16 protein-coding genes are annotated in these 14,464 nt (G+C 59.9%); 12 read left to right on the top strand and 4 right to left on the bottom strand.

The window, feature by feature from the left end; genetic code table 11:
• Positions 1-132: 132 nt before the first annotated feature.
• The 5 genes from AGR1_RS18095 to AGR1_RS18075 are packed head-to-tail and all read left to right on the top strand — an operon-like array spanning position 133 to position 3,134.
• Positions 133-924 carry a ComF family protein gene (locus AGR1_RS18095; RefSeq protein ID WP_149147774.1) on the top strand — a complete coding sequence of 264 codons (792 nt, stop codon included), beginning with the start codon at positions 133-135 and terminating at the stop codon, positions 922-924.
• 58 nt (positions 925-982) lie between these two features.
• Positions 983-1,237: a glutaredoxin 3 gene (gene grxC / locus AGR1_RS18090; RefSeq protein WP_020012079.1), complete on the top strand. Its 255-nt coding sequence runs from the start codon at positions 983-985 to the stop codon at positions 1,235-1,237.
• Positions 1,238-1,270: 33 nt separating this feature from the next.
• Positions 1,271-2,131 (top strand): carbon-nitrogen hydrolase family protein, encoded by an 861-nt coding sequence (locus AGR1_RS18085; protein WP_149147773.1) that lies wholly within the window; start codon positions 1,271-1,273, stop codon positions 2,129-2,131.
• Positions 2,128-2,556 carry a DUF1178 family protein gene (locus tag AGR1_RS18080; protein ID WP_149147772.1) on the top strand — a complete coding sequence of 143 codons (429 nt, stop codon included), beginning with the start codon at positions 2,128-2,130 and terminating at the stop codon, positions 2,554-2,556. The genes AGR1_RS18085 and AGR1_RS18080 overlap by 4 nt, the downstream gene beginning before the upstream one ends.
• Before the next feature lie 8 nt (positions 2,557-2,564).
• Entirely contained in the window at positions 2,565-3,134 is a 570-nt protein-coding gene (locus AGR1_RS18075) for a DUF3291 domain-containing protein (protein ID WP_149147771.1), read from the top strand.
• Positions 3,135-3,141: 7 nt separating this feature from the next.
• Here AGR1_RS18075 and ubiG read toward each other — a convergent pair whose 3' ends face one another.
• Positions 3,142-3,888 (bottom strand): bifunctional 2-polyprenyl-6-hydroxyphenol methylase/3-demethylubiquinol 3-O-methyltransferase UbiG, encoded by a 747-nt coding sequence (gene ubiG, locus AGR1_RS18070; protein WP_149147770.1) that lies wholly within the window; start codon positions 3,886-3,888, stop codon positions 3,142-3,144.
• Between the two features lie 257 nt (positions 3,889-4,145).
• Here ubiG and AGR1_RS18065 point away from each other — a divergent pair, with 257 nt between their 5' ends.
• Positions 4,146-4,901 (top strand): SH3 domain-containing protein, encoded by a 756-nt coding sequence (locus tag AGR1_RS18065; RefSeq protein WP_121459762.1) that lies wholly within the window; start codon positions 4,146-4,148, stop codon positions 4,899-4,901.
• 66 nt (positions 4,902-4,967) lie between these two features.
• On the opposite strand, the gene AGR1_RS18060 is transcribed toward AGR1_RS18065, so the two are convergent.
• On the bottom strand, positions 4,968-5,225 hold the full coding sequence (locus AGR1_RS18060; protein WP_080795423.1) for a DUF2934 domain-containing protein: 258 nt from the start codon (positions 5,223-5,225) through the stop codon (positions 4,968-4,970).
• A gap of 284 nt (positions 5,226-5,509) precedes the next feature.
• Between AGR1_RS18060 and AGR1_RS18055 the strand changes: the two genes are divergently transcribed.
• From AGR1_RS18055 to AGR1_RS18035, 5 genes are all read left to right on the top strand, one after another.
• Positions 5,510-6,580 (top strand): enoyl-CoA hydratase/isomerase family protein, encoded by a 1,071-nt coding sequence (locus AGR1_RS18055; protein WP_080795426.1) that lies wholly within the window; start codon positions 5,510-5,512, stop codon positions 6,578-6,580.
• Between the two features lie 169 nt (positions 6,581-6,749).
• On the top strand, positions 6,750-7,736 hold the full coding sequence (gene cysP / locus AGR1_RS18050; RefSeq protein WP_149147769.1) for a thiosulfate ABC transporter substrate-binding protein CysP: 987 nt from the start codon (positions 6,750-6,752) through the stop codon (positions 7,734-7,736).
• A 74-nt stretch (positions 7,737-7,810) separates the two neighbouring features.
• On the top strand, positions 7,811-8,632 hold the full coding sequence (gene cysT / locus AGR1_RS18045) for a sulfate ABC transporter permease subunit CysT (RefSeq protein ID WP_187772224.1): 822 nt from the start codon (positions 7,811-7,813) through the stop codon (positions 8,630-8,632).
• A 3-nt stretch (positions 8,633-8,635) separates the two neighbouring features.
• A complete protein-coding gene (gene cysW / locus AGR1_RS18040; RefSeq protein ID WP_149147767.1) occupies positions 8,636-9,523 on the top strand; it encodes a sulfate ABC transporter permease subunit CysW in 888 nt (295 codons plus the stop codon).
• A 5-nt stretch (positions 9,524-9,528) separates the two neighbouring features.
• On the top strand, positions 9,529-10,554 hold the full coding sequence (locus AGR1_RS18035) for a sulfate/molybdate ABC transporter ATP-binding protein (protein ID WP_149147766.1): 1,026 nt from the start codon (positions 9,529-9,531) through the stop codon (positions 10,552-10,554).
• Positions 10,555-10,561: 7 nt separating this feature from the next.
• Here AGR1_RS18035 and AGR1_RS18030 read toward each other — a convergent pair whose 3' ends face one another.
• On the bottom strand, positions 10,562-11,659 hold the full coding sequence (locus AGR1_RS18030) for a DNA alkylation repair protein (RefSeq protein WP_149147765.1): 1,098 nt from the start codon (positions 11,657-11,659) through the stop codon (positions 10,562-10,564).
• A gap of 244 nt (positions 11,660-11,903) precedes the next feature.
• Entirely contained in the window at positions 11,904-13,340 is a 1,437-nt protein-coding gene (locus AGR1_RS18025; protein WP_149147764.1) for an NAD-dependent succinate-semialdehyde dehydrogenase, read from the bottom strand.
• Positions 13,341-13,952: 612 nt separating this feature from the next.
• Between AGR1_RS18025 and AGR1_RS18020 the strand changes: the two genes are divergently transcribed.
• Positions 13,953-14,459 (top strand): molybdopterin-dependent oxidoreductase, encoded by a 507-nt coding sequence (locus AGR1_RS18020; RefSeq protein WP_080795448.1) that lies wholly within the window; start codon positions 13,953-13,955, stop codon positions 14,457-14,459.
• The last annotated feature ends 5 nt before the right edge of the window (positions 14,460-14,464 follow it).

Genomic DNA, 14,464 nt, shown 5'->3' with positions numbered 1-14,464 from the left:
TCGGCCTCAAGCGCCTTTGAGATCGGCGGGCCGTATCGTTGGTCTCATGCCGCTTGGGGGCATCGTTTTCCCGGTGTCGGGAGGGAACTATCGCTCTCGCAAAGGCACCCGTTCGGCGGTAAAGTCAACCTCATGGGTGCTGGTGAAAGTCTGTTTTCGGGTTTGCTGTCGAAGTCTGCGGCCGTGCCGGCGGCGGCGGGAGACATGTGGCGTGCGGTCTTTCGTATGGTCTATCCGCCAACCTGCGCGGGCTGCACCCGCATGACCGGCGGCGAGGGCGCCTTATGTGCGGATTGCTGGCGGGATGTGGCCTTTATCGATCGCCCTTTTTGCGAGGTACTGGGCATTCCCTTCGCGCGGGATCACGGAGACGGTTTCCTGAGCGCGCAGGCGATTGCCGAACCGCCGCCTTTTGACCGGCTGCGCGCCGTCGCAAGCCATGAGGGAACCGCCCGCAAGCTGGTGCACCGGCTGAAATATCAGGACCGGACCGATCTCGCCCGCCTGATGGCGCTGTGGATGCTGAGGGCAAGCGACGGGACGGTGGATGCCTGCGATTGCATCGTGCCGGTTCCATTGCATCGCAACCGTTTCCTGCGCCGCCGCTTCAATCAATCCGCCGAGCTGGCCCGGCATCTGGCCAGGGTCGCCGGCAAGCCCTTGGCTGCCGGCACGCTGCTGCGCGTGAAGCCGACGGAGCGGCAGGTGGGGCTTTCCGCGCTTGCCCGGCGCGACAATGTGCGCGGCGCTTTCGTGCTCGCGCCCGGCCGGGAAACAGATGTTCATGGCAAGCGCGTGGTGCTGGTGGACGACGTCTACACCACCGGCGCGACGGTGGGTGCGGCAAGCCGCGCCTTGCGCAAGGCCGGTGCCGCGGATGTGACGGTTTTGACCTTTGCAATGGCCATTTCCGGGCCTATATGAAACCTGAATGACGACTTTATCGTGCGTTTTACCGCACGTTTGCGAGGGCTTTGAAAATATGGCACCGGTGACGATCTATACGCGGGATTTTTGTGGTTATTGCGCGCGCGCCAAGGCGCTGCTGGACAGCAAGGGCGTGGATTACGCCGAATATAACGCCACGACGACACCGGAATACCGGCAGGAAATGATCGAGAAATCTGGCGGAACGACCTTTCCGCAAATCTTCATCAACGGCGAGCATGTGGGCGGCTGCGACGATCTGCACGCGCTCGAGCGCGCCGGTAAGCTGGACGCGCTGCTGGCCGCCTGATCGGCCGCGATTCTCGCGGGTATGGAGGATGTGATGAGTTTCAAGGCTGCCGCCATTCAGATGCGCTCCGGCGTTGATCCGGCAAGAAACGCTGCCGATATGGAACGGCTGGTGCGTGCGGCTGCGGCCGAGGGCGCCGTTTATGTGCAGACCCCGGAAATGACGGGCGCAATCCAGAAGGACAGGCAGGCGCTGCGTGCGCAACTGCGTGATGACGATGGCGATATCATCGTTGCGACGGCCGCCCGTCTGGCACGCGAAATCGGCATTCACGTCCATGTTGGCTCCACGGCCATTGCCCGGCCGGATGGGAAGATTGCCAATCGCGGTTTTCTCTTCGCGCCGGATGGTTCGCGCATTTGCAGCTATGACAAAATCCACATGTTCGATGTCGATCTCGATAATGGTGAAAGCTGGCGCGAAAGCGCTGCTTATCAGCCCGGCGAAGTGGCGCGTATCGCCGAACTTCCGCTGGGGAAATTCGGCTTCGCAATCTGCTACGACGTCCGCTTCCCGCAGCTTTTCCGCGCGGAAGCACTGGCCGGCGCCGAGGTTCTGACGGTTCCGGCGGCTTTTACCCGGCAGACGGGGGAGGCGCACTGGGAAATCCTGCTGCGCGCCCGCGCCATCGAAAATGGCGCTTTCGTCATCGCCGCCGCGCAGGCCGGCGTGCACGAGGATGGGCGGGAGACCTTCGGCCATTCCATCATCATCGATCCCTGGGGCAAGGTTCTGTCCATGGCCGGCGGCGGCGGAGAGGAGATCATCTTCGCCGAGATCGACACGTCGCTGGTGGCCGCCGCGCGTGGCAAAATTCCCAATCTGCGCAATGCCCGCGAGTTCGGACTGGACACTGTCATTCCCCTGAAACCTGCTGGAGGTGAAGCGGCGTGATCCGTTATGCGCTGGCCTGTGAAAAGGGCCATGAGTTCGAAGGCTGGTTTGCCGGTAGCGACGATTTCGACAATCAGTTGCAGCGTGGCCTCCTGTCCTGCCCGGTCTGCAATTCCGTGCAGGTATCAAAACTACTGATGGCGCCTTCGGTCTCTACCGCCCGCAAGAAAGACGAACGCCAGACGCTCGCCATGGATACCGCCAGAAAAGAGGCGATGGCGAAAATCCGCGAGGCTGTCGCTAATATTCGCGCCAATGCGGAAGATGTCGGCGATAAATTTCCCGAAGAGGCCCGCAAAATCCATTATGGCGAAGCGGATGAGCGCGGCATCATCGGCAATGCCTCTGTTCAGGACGCACAGGCGCTGCTGGAGGAAGGCATTGAGATCGCGCCTTTGCCGGTGCTGCCCGATGATGTGAATTGAGTTCGGTCATGCGCCTCGCGATCTACAATTTCGGAATACAGATCGCGCCCTATGACGATCCGCGTGTTGCCGGGTTTGCGCGGCGGGAGCCGCTCAACTTTTTGGCGGCAGAACGTTCGGAGGGATTCATCGCAAGGTCCGGCTATGATGGCGAGCCGGGTCCGCCAAGTTGGGGCGTTCAGGTTTTTCCGCGATTCCTGAAAGAATACGGTGCCGCGAGCGGCGTTTCGTCGTTTTCGCTCTGGCGGGACATCGAATCGCTGATGGCCTATTCTTACTCCGGAGTGCACGCTGAGGCGCTGAAGCACGGTAGGAACTGGAACATCGCGCAACGGTGGCCGGCACTGGTGCTGTGGTGGGTTGATGACGAACATCAACCTGTTTGGCCCGAGGCTATTGAGCGGTTGGAGCATCTGCACGACCACGGCCCATCGGCGCGGGCCTTTGATTTCAAGAGGCCTTTTGGGCCTGACGGCGCCCCAATCAAAATCGATCGAACACGCGTCAAGGAAATCGCCGGGATGAACGCCGCCGGGCAGACGGAACTGCTTTCCCAGGTGCAGGTTATCCCCGTGTGAACGTCGTCTACGCTTGCCGCTTCGCCAGCATCATATAATTGACGTCCATATCCGGTGAGAGATTCCAGCGATCCTGCAGCACGTTGTAAAAGACGCCGGTGCGGTGGATGATATCCATGCCGCTCGCCACCAGCGGCCGCTCGAGTTCTTCCGGGCGGACCAGCTTTTCATACTGGTGCGTGCCGCGCGGCAGCCAGCGCAGAACGTTCTCGGCGGCGAAGATTGCCAATGCGCGGGCTTTGAGCGTGCGGTTGATGGTGGCCGCGAACATCAGGCCGCCGGGCCGCACCATTTTCGCGCAGGTGGTGACGAAAAGATCGACATTGGCCACATGCTCGACCACCTCCATGTTGAGGATGACGTCGAAGGTTTCGCCGGCTTCCTGCAACTGCTCGGCAGTCACGGCGCGGTAGTCGACGCTGACCCCGCTTTCGCGGGCATGGGTGGAGGCGATGCCGATATTCTTTTCCGAGGGATCGGCGCCCACCACATCCGCACCCATGCGCGCAACGGGTTCGGAGAGAAGGCCGCCGCCGCAGCCAATGTCTAATATGCGCAGCCCTTCCAGCGGGCGGTGCGCCTTCGGGTCGCGGCCGAAATTGTCGCAGATGCGGTTGCGGATATATTCGAGCCGCACCGGATTGAACTTATGCAACGGGCGGAACTTGCCGGTTGGGCTCCACCATTCCGCAGCCATCGCGGAGAAGCGATCCACTTCGCTCTGGTCGACGGTCGTCTGTGCGGTTTCGCTCATGGGTCTGCTCCATATTGCTGTTGCATTGAAGTCGGATGATTGCCCCCCGAAGTCAAGACCGGCGGTCCATAACGGCGGTAATTTGTCGGGCGCTCATTGCCGCAGGTGGAACTGATAGAGCGTTTCATTTGTTTCATGCTGCGTTCATGGAGCAGTGCGTATTTTCCGATCGTGGCAGTATGCGGAACGCGTACTCGTCCATCGAACACGGTGGATGCCGACAAGGGCTAAGCGGGCCTTTGCTTGAGGAGAAAGAAGTGAAGAAAAAACTGTTAGGCGCAATTGCGCTGGTGGCCATGCTCGCCGCGCCGGCTCTTGCCGAGGCTGCGACGCGCGGTTTCGCCACCGCGAATGTGAATATGCGCTCCGGCCCGAGCACGGCCTATCCGGCCGTCGTGGTGATCCCAAATGGCGCGCCGCTTACCGTCCACGGCTGCCTTTCCGATACGCCGTGGTGTGACGTCTCGTTTGTGGGCGGTCGCGGCTGGGTGGCCGGGCGTTACATTGCCACGACCTACAGGCAGAACCGGGTCTATGTCGAGCCGCGTTATTACCGCGATCTTGGCGTGCCGGTGATCACCTTCGAGGTCGGCCGTTATTGGGACCGTTATTATCGCGACCGCGACTTCTACCGCGAGCGCGACCGCTGGCGTCGTCCGCCGCCGTCCGGCGGTTACTGGAACGCCACGCCGCCCCGCGCCGACTGGAATCGTCCACGTCCGCGTGACGAGTGGCGTGACCCCCGTCAGGGTGGCCCGAATGAGGGGCGCTGGGAACGTCGCTATGGCGACTGGAATGAGGGCGACCGAAATCGGGACAGGCCGCGTCGCGACGACGACCGCCGCCGCTTCGAAGATGAGAACCGAGACCGCAGTCGCGATGGCCAGCGGAACCAGGATGAAGGCCAGCGTCGCCCAGAGCGTCGCCAATGGGATGACCCGCGCCGTGCGCCTGCTTCGGAAAATTTTCGCAACGGCTGCCGGATCGGCGATCCGGGTTGTGACCCGCGCTAAACAGATAAAGCCCGGCATGATAGTCGGGCTTTTTCATTTATGGCGTCAGCTTAGCTTTACGGGCCGCTACTTCGTGGCGGCAGCCTTGCGGGCGCGAGCCTTGGGTTTTGCCGGGGCTTCCGCATCCGGTCCGGATTCTGCAGCAGCGGCCTTGGGAGCGGCCTTCTTGCGCGTGGCGGGTTTCGTCGCTTCCGATGTCTTCAGCAGCGAAAATTCATGTTTGGCCTGTTCCCAATGGTGCGCATCGCGCCCATGCGGGTGGCCTTCCTTTTCCCAGAGTGTATATGCCCGTTTACTGATCCATTCATGTTCCGAAACCTGCATGCTCGTCTCCCGTTGCTGTTTACAGCGCCTATGAGAAGGCGACATTCCGCTTTGGTCCGGCACACGCTCGACAGGAATCAATGCCGGCATTTCCAGAACCCATTACATGCCATGATTTTCCGGGCGTCAAGCAAACATGCTGCATTGCGAAAACGGATTTCCGGCATTTTCTATCTATTGACGCGGTTTGAGCGAAAGACGTTCCCGCAGGACAAGATCAACATTGCGCGATCGCGCCAAGGCCGCCAAGATGGCGGGATGAATGGGCAGCGGAGGAGGCGACCTTGGAACGGAGAACGGAAGCGGATGCACAGGTCATCATCGAAAAACGGGGAGGGGCCGGCATCATTCGCCTCAACCGCCCGAAGGCCATCAACAGCCTGACATTGCCGATGGTGCGCGACCTGTTTCAGGCGCTTCAGCGTTTCGAGGAGGACCCCGATGTTTCCTGCGTGGTGCTGACGGGAGAGGGCGACAGGGGGCTTTGCGCCGGGGGCGATGTCCGCATAATTCACGATCTCGGCAAGGCGGGCGACCCACAGGTGCTTGATTTCTGGAGGGAAGAATTCCCGCTTAATTATCGTATCGCCCGCTTCAGCAAGCCCTATATCGCCCTGATGGACGGTATCGTCATGGGCGGCGGCGTCGGCATTTCAGCCCATGGCAGCCATCGCATCGTCACCGAACGCACAAAACTCGCCATGCCGGAAACCGGAATCGGTTACTTTCCTGACGTCGGCGGCTCCTGGCTACTGCCACGAGCGCCGGGCGAATGCGGCACATGGCTGGGACTGACTGGCAACGCCGTCACTGCCGCCGATGCCATCTATGCCGGTTTTGCCGATTATAGTGTTCCTTCGGACCGTCTCAACGGTCTGGTCCAAGACCTGTCCAGGGCCGCAGATGTGGAGAGCATCGAGGCGGCGATCACGGCGCAGGCGGTTGAGGCCGGTGAAGGCGTTTTATCCATAAATCGGGATATCATCGACGCGACATTCCGTTTCGACACGGTCGAGGAGATTTTCGCCGCCCTTTCGGCGCGCCAGGATGCGTTTTCGCGCGAGACCCTCGAGGTCCTGCAAAAACGCTCGCCCACCAGTCTGAAACTGACCCTGAAGCTGCTGCGTCTCGGCCGCGAAAGCGCGAGCCTCATCGAATGCCTGGAGCGGGAATTCGCCGCCGGCATAGAAATATTGCGCCAGCATGATTTTTACGAAGGCGTGCGCGCGGCGCTGGTCGACAAGGACCGCAATCCCCTCTGGCAGCCGGCGCGGCTGGATGAGGTGCGGGAGGAAGACATCGCGCCTTATTTTGTCGCGCATTCCGGCAATCTGTTTCCCGATCATCGTCTTTAAATCGACGCAAAAGAAATCCGGCTTCTTGGCGTATATGAAATGATCGCCTCTGTAGTCGATGTTCTTTGGGTTAAATTTCCAGTGCGTGCGCCGGGAAAGCATGACTGTTTCTCGCCCCTGTTGCGTTCGCCCGCTATGTTGAGCGCCATTCGAATTGCCGGGGGTATTCATGAAACGTCTTCTCATCATCGGTAGCGCTATTGCTGCCCTCTTGGCAGGTGCGGCGCAGGCCCAATCGCCGACGACCATCCTCAACGCGTCCTATGATATTGCCCGCGAAATTTTTGCGGCTGAGAATGAGGCGTTCATCAAGCAGCATCCGGGCATAACTGTCGACCAGTCGCATGCCGGCACCTCCAAGCAGGCGCGCGCCATCGTCGAGGGGCTGGAAGCAGACGTTGTCACTTTCAACCAGGTGACCGATGTCGATTTTCTGGTGAAGCAGGGCTTCGTTTCCGCCGACTGGAAGAAGGATTTCCCGAACGATGCGTCGCCGTTCTATTCCTTCCCGTCATTTCTCGTGCGCGCCGGCAATCCCAAGGGCATCAAGGACTGGGACGACCTTGCCCGCGACGACGTAAAGATCGTTTTCCCCAACCCCAAGACTTCGGGTAACGCCCGTTACACCTATCTCGCCGCCACAGCTTACGCCAAGGAGAAGTTTAATGGCGACGACGCGAAGGTTCAGGCATTCGTCAAGAAAATCTTCGACAATACGCCGGTGTTCGACACCGGAGGCCGCGCCGCCACCACCACCTTCGTTGAGCGTGAAATCGGCGACGTGCTGATCACCTTCGAAGCCGAGACCCGTGGCATCGCCAAGCAATATGGCGCAGACAAGGTGGAAGGCGTCGTGCCCTCCGTCAGCCTGCTGGCCGAATTCCCGGTGGCCGTGGTGGACAAGGTGGTCGAAAAGCGCGGCTCGCGTGATCTGGCGAAAAACTATCTCGATTTCCTCTATACCGAGGAAGGTCAGCGCATCGCCGCCGAATTTGGCCACCGCGTCCACAATGAAAAGGTTGTCGGCGAATTCAAGGACAAGTTCCCGGCCGTTCGCCTTGTCAACGTCGATGATGTCTTCGGCGGTTGGGACAAAATCCAGAAAGAGCATTTTGCATCCGGTGCGACGCTTGATACGCTTTATGGCAGCCGTTAATCACAGCGATACATAACAGGTAAAAGACCCGGCGGGAAACTGCCGGGTCGCTTTTTGATGAATTGGGGGCGGGTTTGAAGCGGAATGTTCTGCCGGGGCTGAAATTATCCCTTGGCATCACCCTGACTTATGTCGCCATCATCGTGCTCCTGCCGCTCTCGGCGCTGGTGTTCAAGGCGGCAAGCCTCGGCCCTGCCGAATATTGGTCGATCATCTCTTCACCGCGCGCGGTCGCAAGTTATCGTGTTACCGTGCTTAGCGCCCTGGTCGCCACGCTATTCAACGTTGTTTTCGGGCTGGCGCTCGCCTGGGTGTTGACGCGTTACCGTTTCCCCGGCTGGCGCATTGTCGACGCAATCGTCGATCTGCCGTTTGCACTTCCCACCGCCGTTGCCGGCATTGCGCTGACGACACTGTTCGCAGGCAATGGCTTGTTCGGCTCGGTACTTGCGCAATTCGGCGTCAAGGTGGCCTACACGCCGCTGGGCATCATGGTGGCGATGGCCTTTACCAGCCTGCCCTTCATCGTGCGCACCGTGCAGCCGGTGCTCGAAGACCTCGATCCGGCGCTTGAGGAGGCGGCGCAGTCGCTCGGTGGTTCCGATTTTGAAATCTTCCGCAAGATCATCCTGCCGCTGTTGACGCCGGCATTGCTGGCCGGTCTGTCGCTATCCTTCGCCCGCAGCCTTGGCGAATTCGGGGCGATCATCTTCATCGCCGGCAATCAGCCGTTCTCGACGGAAATCACGGCGCTGCTGATCTTCATCCGGCTGGAGGAATATGATTATCAGGCTGCCGCCGCCATCGCTTCCGTGCTGCTCATCACCGCCTTCGTGATGCTGGCGGTGACCAATTATCTGCAGGCGCGCGCGCTTCGTTATACGGTGAGGGGCTGAGAGATGAGCGCCGTTTCTTCCCATCGCAAGCCGCCGCGTGTCGGTGACGCGCCTCTCGTTCGCCGCAGCCTGATCGGTTTCGTGCTGGTCATGGGTGCGCTGCTGGTCGTGGCGCCGCTTATCGTTATCGGCATCGAAGCCTTTTCGCAGGGCTGGAAGGCCTATGCGGCGACCATCACCCATCCAGATACCCGCCACGCCATCATGCTGACGGTGCTGACGGCGCTGATCGCCGTGCCCGTCAACACGGCCTTCGGTGTTGCAGCCGCATGGGCGATCACCAAGTTCGATTTCCCCGGTCGACGCTTCCTGCTGGTGTTGATCGAAATACCCTTCTCCATCTCGCCGATTGTCGCCGGTGTCGCCTATCTTTTCGTTTACGGTCTGCAGGGGCTTTTCGGTCCGTTCCTCGATGCGCATGACATCAAGATACTGTTTGCGCTGCCCGGCATCGTCATCGCCTCGATGTTCGTCACGGCACCTTTCGTGGCGCGGGAACTCATCCCGCTGATGCAGGCTCAGGGCCGCGATCTGGAAGAGGCGGCAACCTCGCTTGGCGCATCCGGCTGGCGCACTTTCTTTTCGGTTACCTTGCCGAATATCAAATGGGCGCTGCTTTATGGTGTCGTCCTGTGCAACGCCCGCGTGATGGGTGAATTCGGCGCGGTATCAGTCGTATCGGGCAATATTCGCGGCCAGACCAATACGCTGCCGCTGCACATCGAACTGCTCTACCACGATTACCAGACGGCCGGCGCTTTTGCCTCGGCCTCGATCCTCGCTACCCTCGCCGTCGTTACCATCATCGCCAAGGTGGCGCTGGAACGGCGCGGCGCCGGGCGCGGGGCCAAGAAGATCAACGGCGATGCCGCCATCGCCACGGAGACCTGATTCCCATGAAAATCCGCCTCGAAAATGTGGTGAAGACCTTCGATACCTTCCGCGCCGTGCGCGATGTTTCGCTGGATATCGAAAGCGGTGAGCTTCTGGCGCTGCTCGGTCCCTCGGGTTCCGGCAAGACCACGATTTTGCGCATGGTCGCCGGCCTCGAATATAGCGATGGCGGCCGTATCTTTTTCGGCGACGAGGACGCCACCAATATTCCGGTGCGGGACCGCGGCGTCGGTTTCGTGTTCCAGCATTACGCGCTCTTCCCGCATATGACCCTGCATCAAAACATCGCTTTCGGCATGAAGGTCTCGAAGGTGAAGCGGGACAAGGCGGCAATCGACGCCCGCGTCGAAGAGCTTCTGCGGCTGGTAAAGCTCGATGGGCTGGGCGACCGTTTCCCGGCGCAGATTTCCGGCGGGCAGCGGCAGCGCGTGGCGCTGGCGCGTGCGCTTTCGGTCGATCCGAAGGTGCTTCTGCTTGATGAGCCTTTCGGGGCGCTGGACGCCAATGTGCGACGGGATCTTCGCCGCTGGCTGCGCGAAATTCACGATGCGCTGGGCATCACCACGATTTTCGTGACGCATGACCAGGAAGAGGCGCTGGATCTCGCCGACCGTGTCGTCATTCTCAATCAGGGCGAGATCGTGCAGCAGGGCACGCCGAAGGAGGTCTGCCGCCAGCCGAACAGCGCCTTCGTCATGCGCTTTCTGGGCGACGCCAACCGCGTGTCGGGCGTGGCGCGCGGCGGCAAGGTCTATGTCGGCGATAACGAACTGCCTTTCTCTTACGCGCAAGGCGATGGCGCGGTGGACATCTATGCTCGACCCGGCGATCTCGAATGGGAAGATTTGCATGATGGCATTCCGGCCTCTGTGGCGCGGGTTCTCGACCGCGCGGGCGAGCGTCGGGTGATCGCCAGCACCGATGGCGGCGACCTTCTCGAGTTCGACGTGCCGCCGGAAAACGATGTCGCCGCCGGAGACCGCGGTTCCGTCATCATCCGCCGGGCGAAGATTTTCCCGGCGGCGTGAGCCGTGATCACCCCAGAAGCTCGAAGGCGCTTTCCGCCACAAGCTTGCCGTTGATCATCAGGTCGACCCTGTGGATGCCCGGATAGTGTTTGCGGGTGGTGAAATCGCGTATGGCGCGGCTGATCGACAGCGCGCATGTCTCGCCAGGCTGAAGCTCGATTTCTTTCCACTTGAAGACTTTCGCCGAGGCGTCGCCGCTCTTCTTCACGTAATGCACGGCGTAGTCGATCACCAGTTTCTGCGGGCGTTTCGCCGTTGAGGTGAAAGAGGCTGAAATCCGCACCGGATTGCCGAGCGCAACCTCGTCCGGCGTAACCTGAAATGCCGCAAGGGAAATTTCCGCTTCCTCATGCGCGCCGAGATGGGCAAGTGCGGCGGCGTCGCCCTTCTTGATCAAGGTGCGCAGGGCCTGCCGTGTAATCCAGCGCGTATGCGGATTGTCCTTCGGCCATGCATCGATGAGCGCCAGTACGAAAGCGGGATTGTCCTTGGTGATGTCGTTCAGATGATTGGCGACGGATTTGCGCACATAAAGCGCCTCGTCGGCTTTCATGGCCTCGAGGATACCAGTGACCGGGGATGGATCGTCGATGAGAGGTTTGAGCTGGAACGACCATGGCAGGCGGGGCCGACAGCCCTCGCTCGCCAGCCGCCGCACATGCTCATTCTCGTGCCGTGACCACGTTTCCATCACGGCAAGGGTGGCGCCTAAGTCCTTTTGCAAAAAATGACGGATGGCGAATTCCGAGGAGCCGAAGCGGGTGAAATAATGCAGCGCTTCCATGGAAAGATCAAAATCATCGAGACCGTAGAGCGCCACATATTCCGGCAACGAAATGGATGCGAAGCCATTGCCGATGCCGGGGGCTGCGGCGGTCAGGATTTCGATGTTGCGGGCATAGTCGCCGGGAAGCGTCGCATGCAGGCTCGTCGCCACCTGCCGCATACGCTGCATGATGCCCAGCGCTTCAAGGTTTTCGGTGGCGAGCGCCATGAAGGCGGAAACGTCGAAGGGCGGATGAACGGCCTTGGTCTGATCGGCGATGTGCCGCAGTTTTTCGTGGTTGAAGATTTCCTTCAGTGCCGGTGCCGCCGTGTCGTTCATAATGCCCCCCAAGTTCACTTTTTGTTCTTTTAGGGCAGGATAGGGCTCGAGGCAAGATAGTGCTGAGCAACTTTCAGGGCGTGACATTGGATCGAGCGATTGCGACTTCGCCTTCTTCCCGAGGGGGAGAAGGTCGCGGCAGCGGGATGAGGGGGCGAGCGCAGAGATATGCGGAGAGCTTGCCCCCTCATCTGACCCTTCGGGCCATCTTCTCCCCGTCCGGGGAGAAGAAGTTTTGGAACACTCAGCTCATTTGGCTGACGAATTTGGTCTCCAGATAGGCCTGAACCGCTTCCGAGCCGCCTTCCGTGCCATAACCGGAATCCTTGATGCCGCCGAAGGGGACTTCCGGAAGCGCAAGGCCGTTATGGTTGATGGTCAGCATGCCGGCCTCGACCTGATGGCCGAGCGCATGTGCGGTCTTGACCGAGCCGGTGAAGGCATAGGATGCAAGACCGAAGGGCAGGCGGTTCGCCTCGGTGATGACGTCATCGAAGCTCGAGAAGCGATTGATGATGGCAACCGGGCCGAAGGGTTCGTCATTCATGATTTTGGCGGTGGTCGGCACATTGGCGAGAACCGTAGGCTCGAAGAAATTGCCCTTGTTGCCGATGCGGCGACCGCCGGTCTTCAATTCGCCGCCATGGGAAACGGCGTCGTTGATGAGGCCTTCCAGTGCCGGAATGCGGCGCTCATTGGCAAGCGGGCCCATGATGACGCCATCTTCGAGACCATTGCCGACCTTGATGGCCTTTGTCGCTTCCACGAAACCCTCAAGGAATCGGTCCGCCACGCCATCCTGAACGAGGAAGCGGGTGGGGGCGACGCAGACCTGGCCGGCATTGCGGAATTTCGCAAGTGAGGTGACCTCTATCGCCTTATCGATATCGGCATCATCAAAGATCATGACGGGCGCATGGCCGCCAAGCTCCATCGTGGCGCGCTTCATGTGCTTGCCCGCCAGCGCCGCCAGATGTTTGCCGACGGGGGTGGAGCCCGTGAAGGAAATCTTGCGGATGACCGGATGCGGGATCAGATATTCCGAAATTTCAGAGGGAACGCCGTAAACGAGGCCAATGACGCCCGCCGGCACGCCCGCATCCACGAAAGCGCGGATGAGTTCGGCCGGCGATGCCGGTGTTTCCTCCGGTGCCTTGACGATGATGGAGCAGCCGGTGGCAAGCGCTGCGGAAAGCTTGCGAACGATCTGGTTGATCGGGAAATTCCAAGGCGTGAATGCCGCCACAGGGCCGACCGGCAACTTGATGGCCAGCTGTGAAACGCCGGTCGCACGCGCGGGAATGACCTGGCCATAGGTGCGGCGGGCTTCTTCCGCGAACCAGTCGATGGTATCGGCGGCGCCCATGATTTCAGTGGCGGACTGCGACAGCGGCTTACCCTGCTCGCGGGTCATGATGTAGGCGATCTTGTCCTTGCGCTCGCGCAGGATATCGGCAGCCTTGCGCATGATCTTCGAGCGCTCGTAGGGCGAGGTGTCGCGCCACAGTTTGAAACCGCGCTCGGCAGCGGCCAGCGCCAGATCGAGGTCTTCCTTCTCGGCATGCGCAATCGCGCCGATGATCTCGTCGGTTGCCGGATCGGACACGGCGATTGTCTTTCCGGAAACGGCGTCTCGCCATTCGCCATCAATGAGAAGTTTGATGTCGGGATAGGTGTGCATAGGGGCTACCTTCATGATGCGGACGATACGGCGGATGCCGTCCGGCCCGGAGACGTGAACAGAATTTTCCTGGCCGGACGATATCCGGCATCGCGGCTTTCGCTGCGCGGAACATGTGTCTGGATATTTCCGACGGAGCTCGTGGAATTGCCGGAAACGGAAACGACAGCCTTTATATTAAGGTCCGGGCGACGCGTTTCAACCGCGCGCACCGGCAATCGGCATGATTTTTCCGCGGTGGAGAATCTGTCATCCCTCTTTCACTCCGGCGTGCAGATGGGGCGCCGCGTATCCGGCTGCCTCAGACGAATCAGATGAGGTGCGCGGTGAGGGAAAGGTTCTCGACACAATTCGTCCTTTGCCAAACCGGGTGAATTAACGGGAGGGTCTCCGCAGCCTGCCACTTGCGTCATATCGGGGCGTGTGGCCCGAAAAATTACAATAAGGCGGAAAAATTATCCAAAGGGTTTACTCAAAACCTAGAGAAAATACGGATAAAATCTCAGTGAGGATATAACACTGATTCCTGATATATATTACTGGCACCGGTTCACTTGAACTTCAAAGGTTGGCGAAAACCCTCGACCTGAACGTTATCGATGGAGAAAAAGCATGAGTTTCGCCCGGGTACTTCTCAGTGCGTTCCTGTCGCTCGCGTGGCTTTCCTGCGCCGGAGCCGGCGAAATTGCCAAACCGCAAGGAAAACCGATATTAACCATATCCGGAAACATCACCAATACGAATGCCGAAGGCGCCGCAGTGTTTGATCGTGACATGCTGGAAGCGCTTGGCATGGACACAGTGGAAACAACGACACCCTGGCATGATGGCCGGGTCCGTTTCGATGGTGTTTCGCTGGCAAAATTGATGGATCTCGTCGGCGCAAAGGGCGCCAGCGTCACGGCAGTCGCTCTCAACGACTATGTCAGCACGATACCGATTGAAGATTTTAAGAAATTTAACGTTATCCTGGCGATCAAGCTGGATGGCAATTACATGACAGTTCGCGAAAAAGGCCCGTTGTTCGTCATCTATCCTTATGACAGCGATCCGGAGCTGCAGAAGCAGACATACTACTCGCGCTCAGCATGGCAAGTTGCCAAACTGATAGTGGAATAAAGGTG

Origin of the sequence: Agrobacterium sp. B1(2019) (genome assembly GCF_008274755.1) — a bacterium.
In the GTDB taxonomy this organism is placed as follows: Bacteria; Pseudomonadota; Alphaproteobacteria; order Rhizobiales; family Rhizobiaceae; genus Agrobacterium; species Agrobacterium salinitolerans.
Note: the sequence above shows the minus strand (reverse complement) of the source record. Positions and strands in the feature narration are given on the sequence as shown.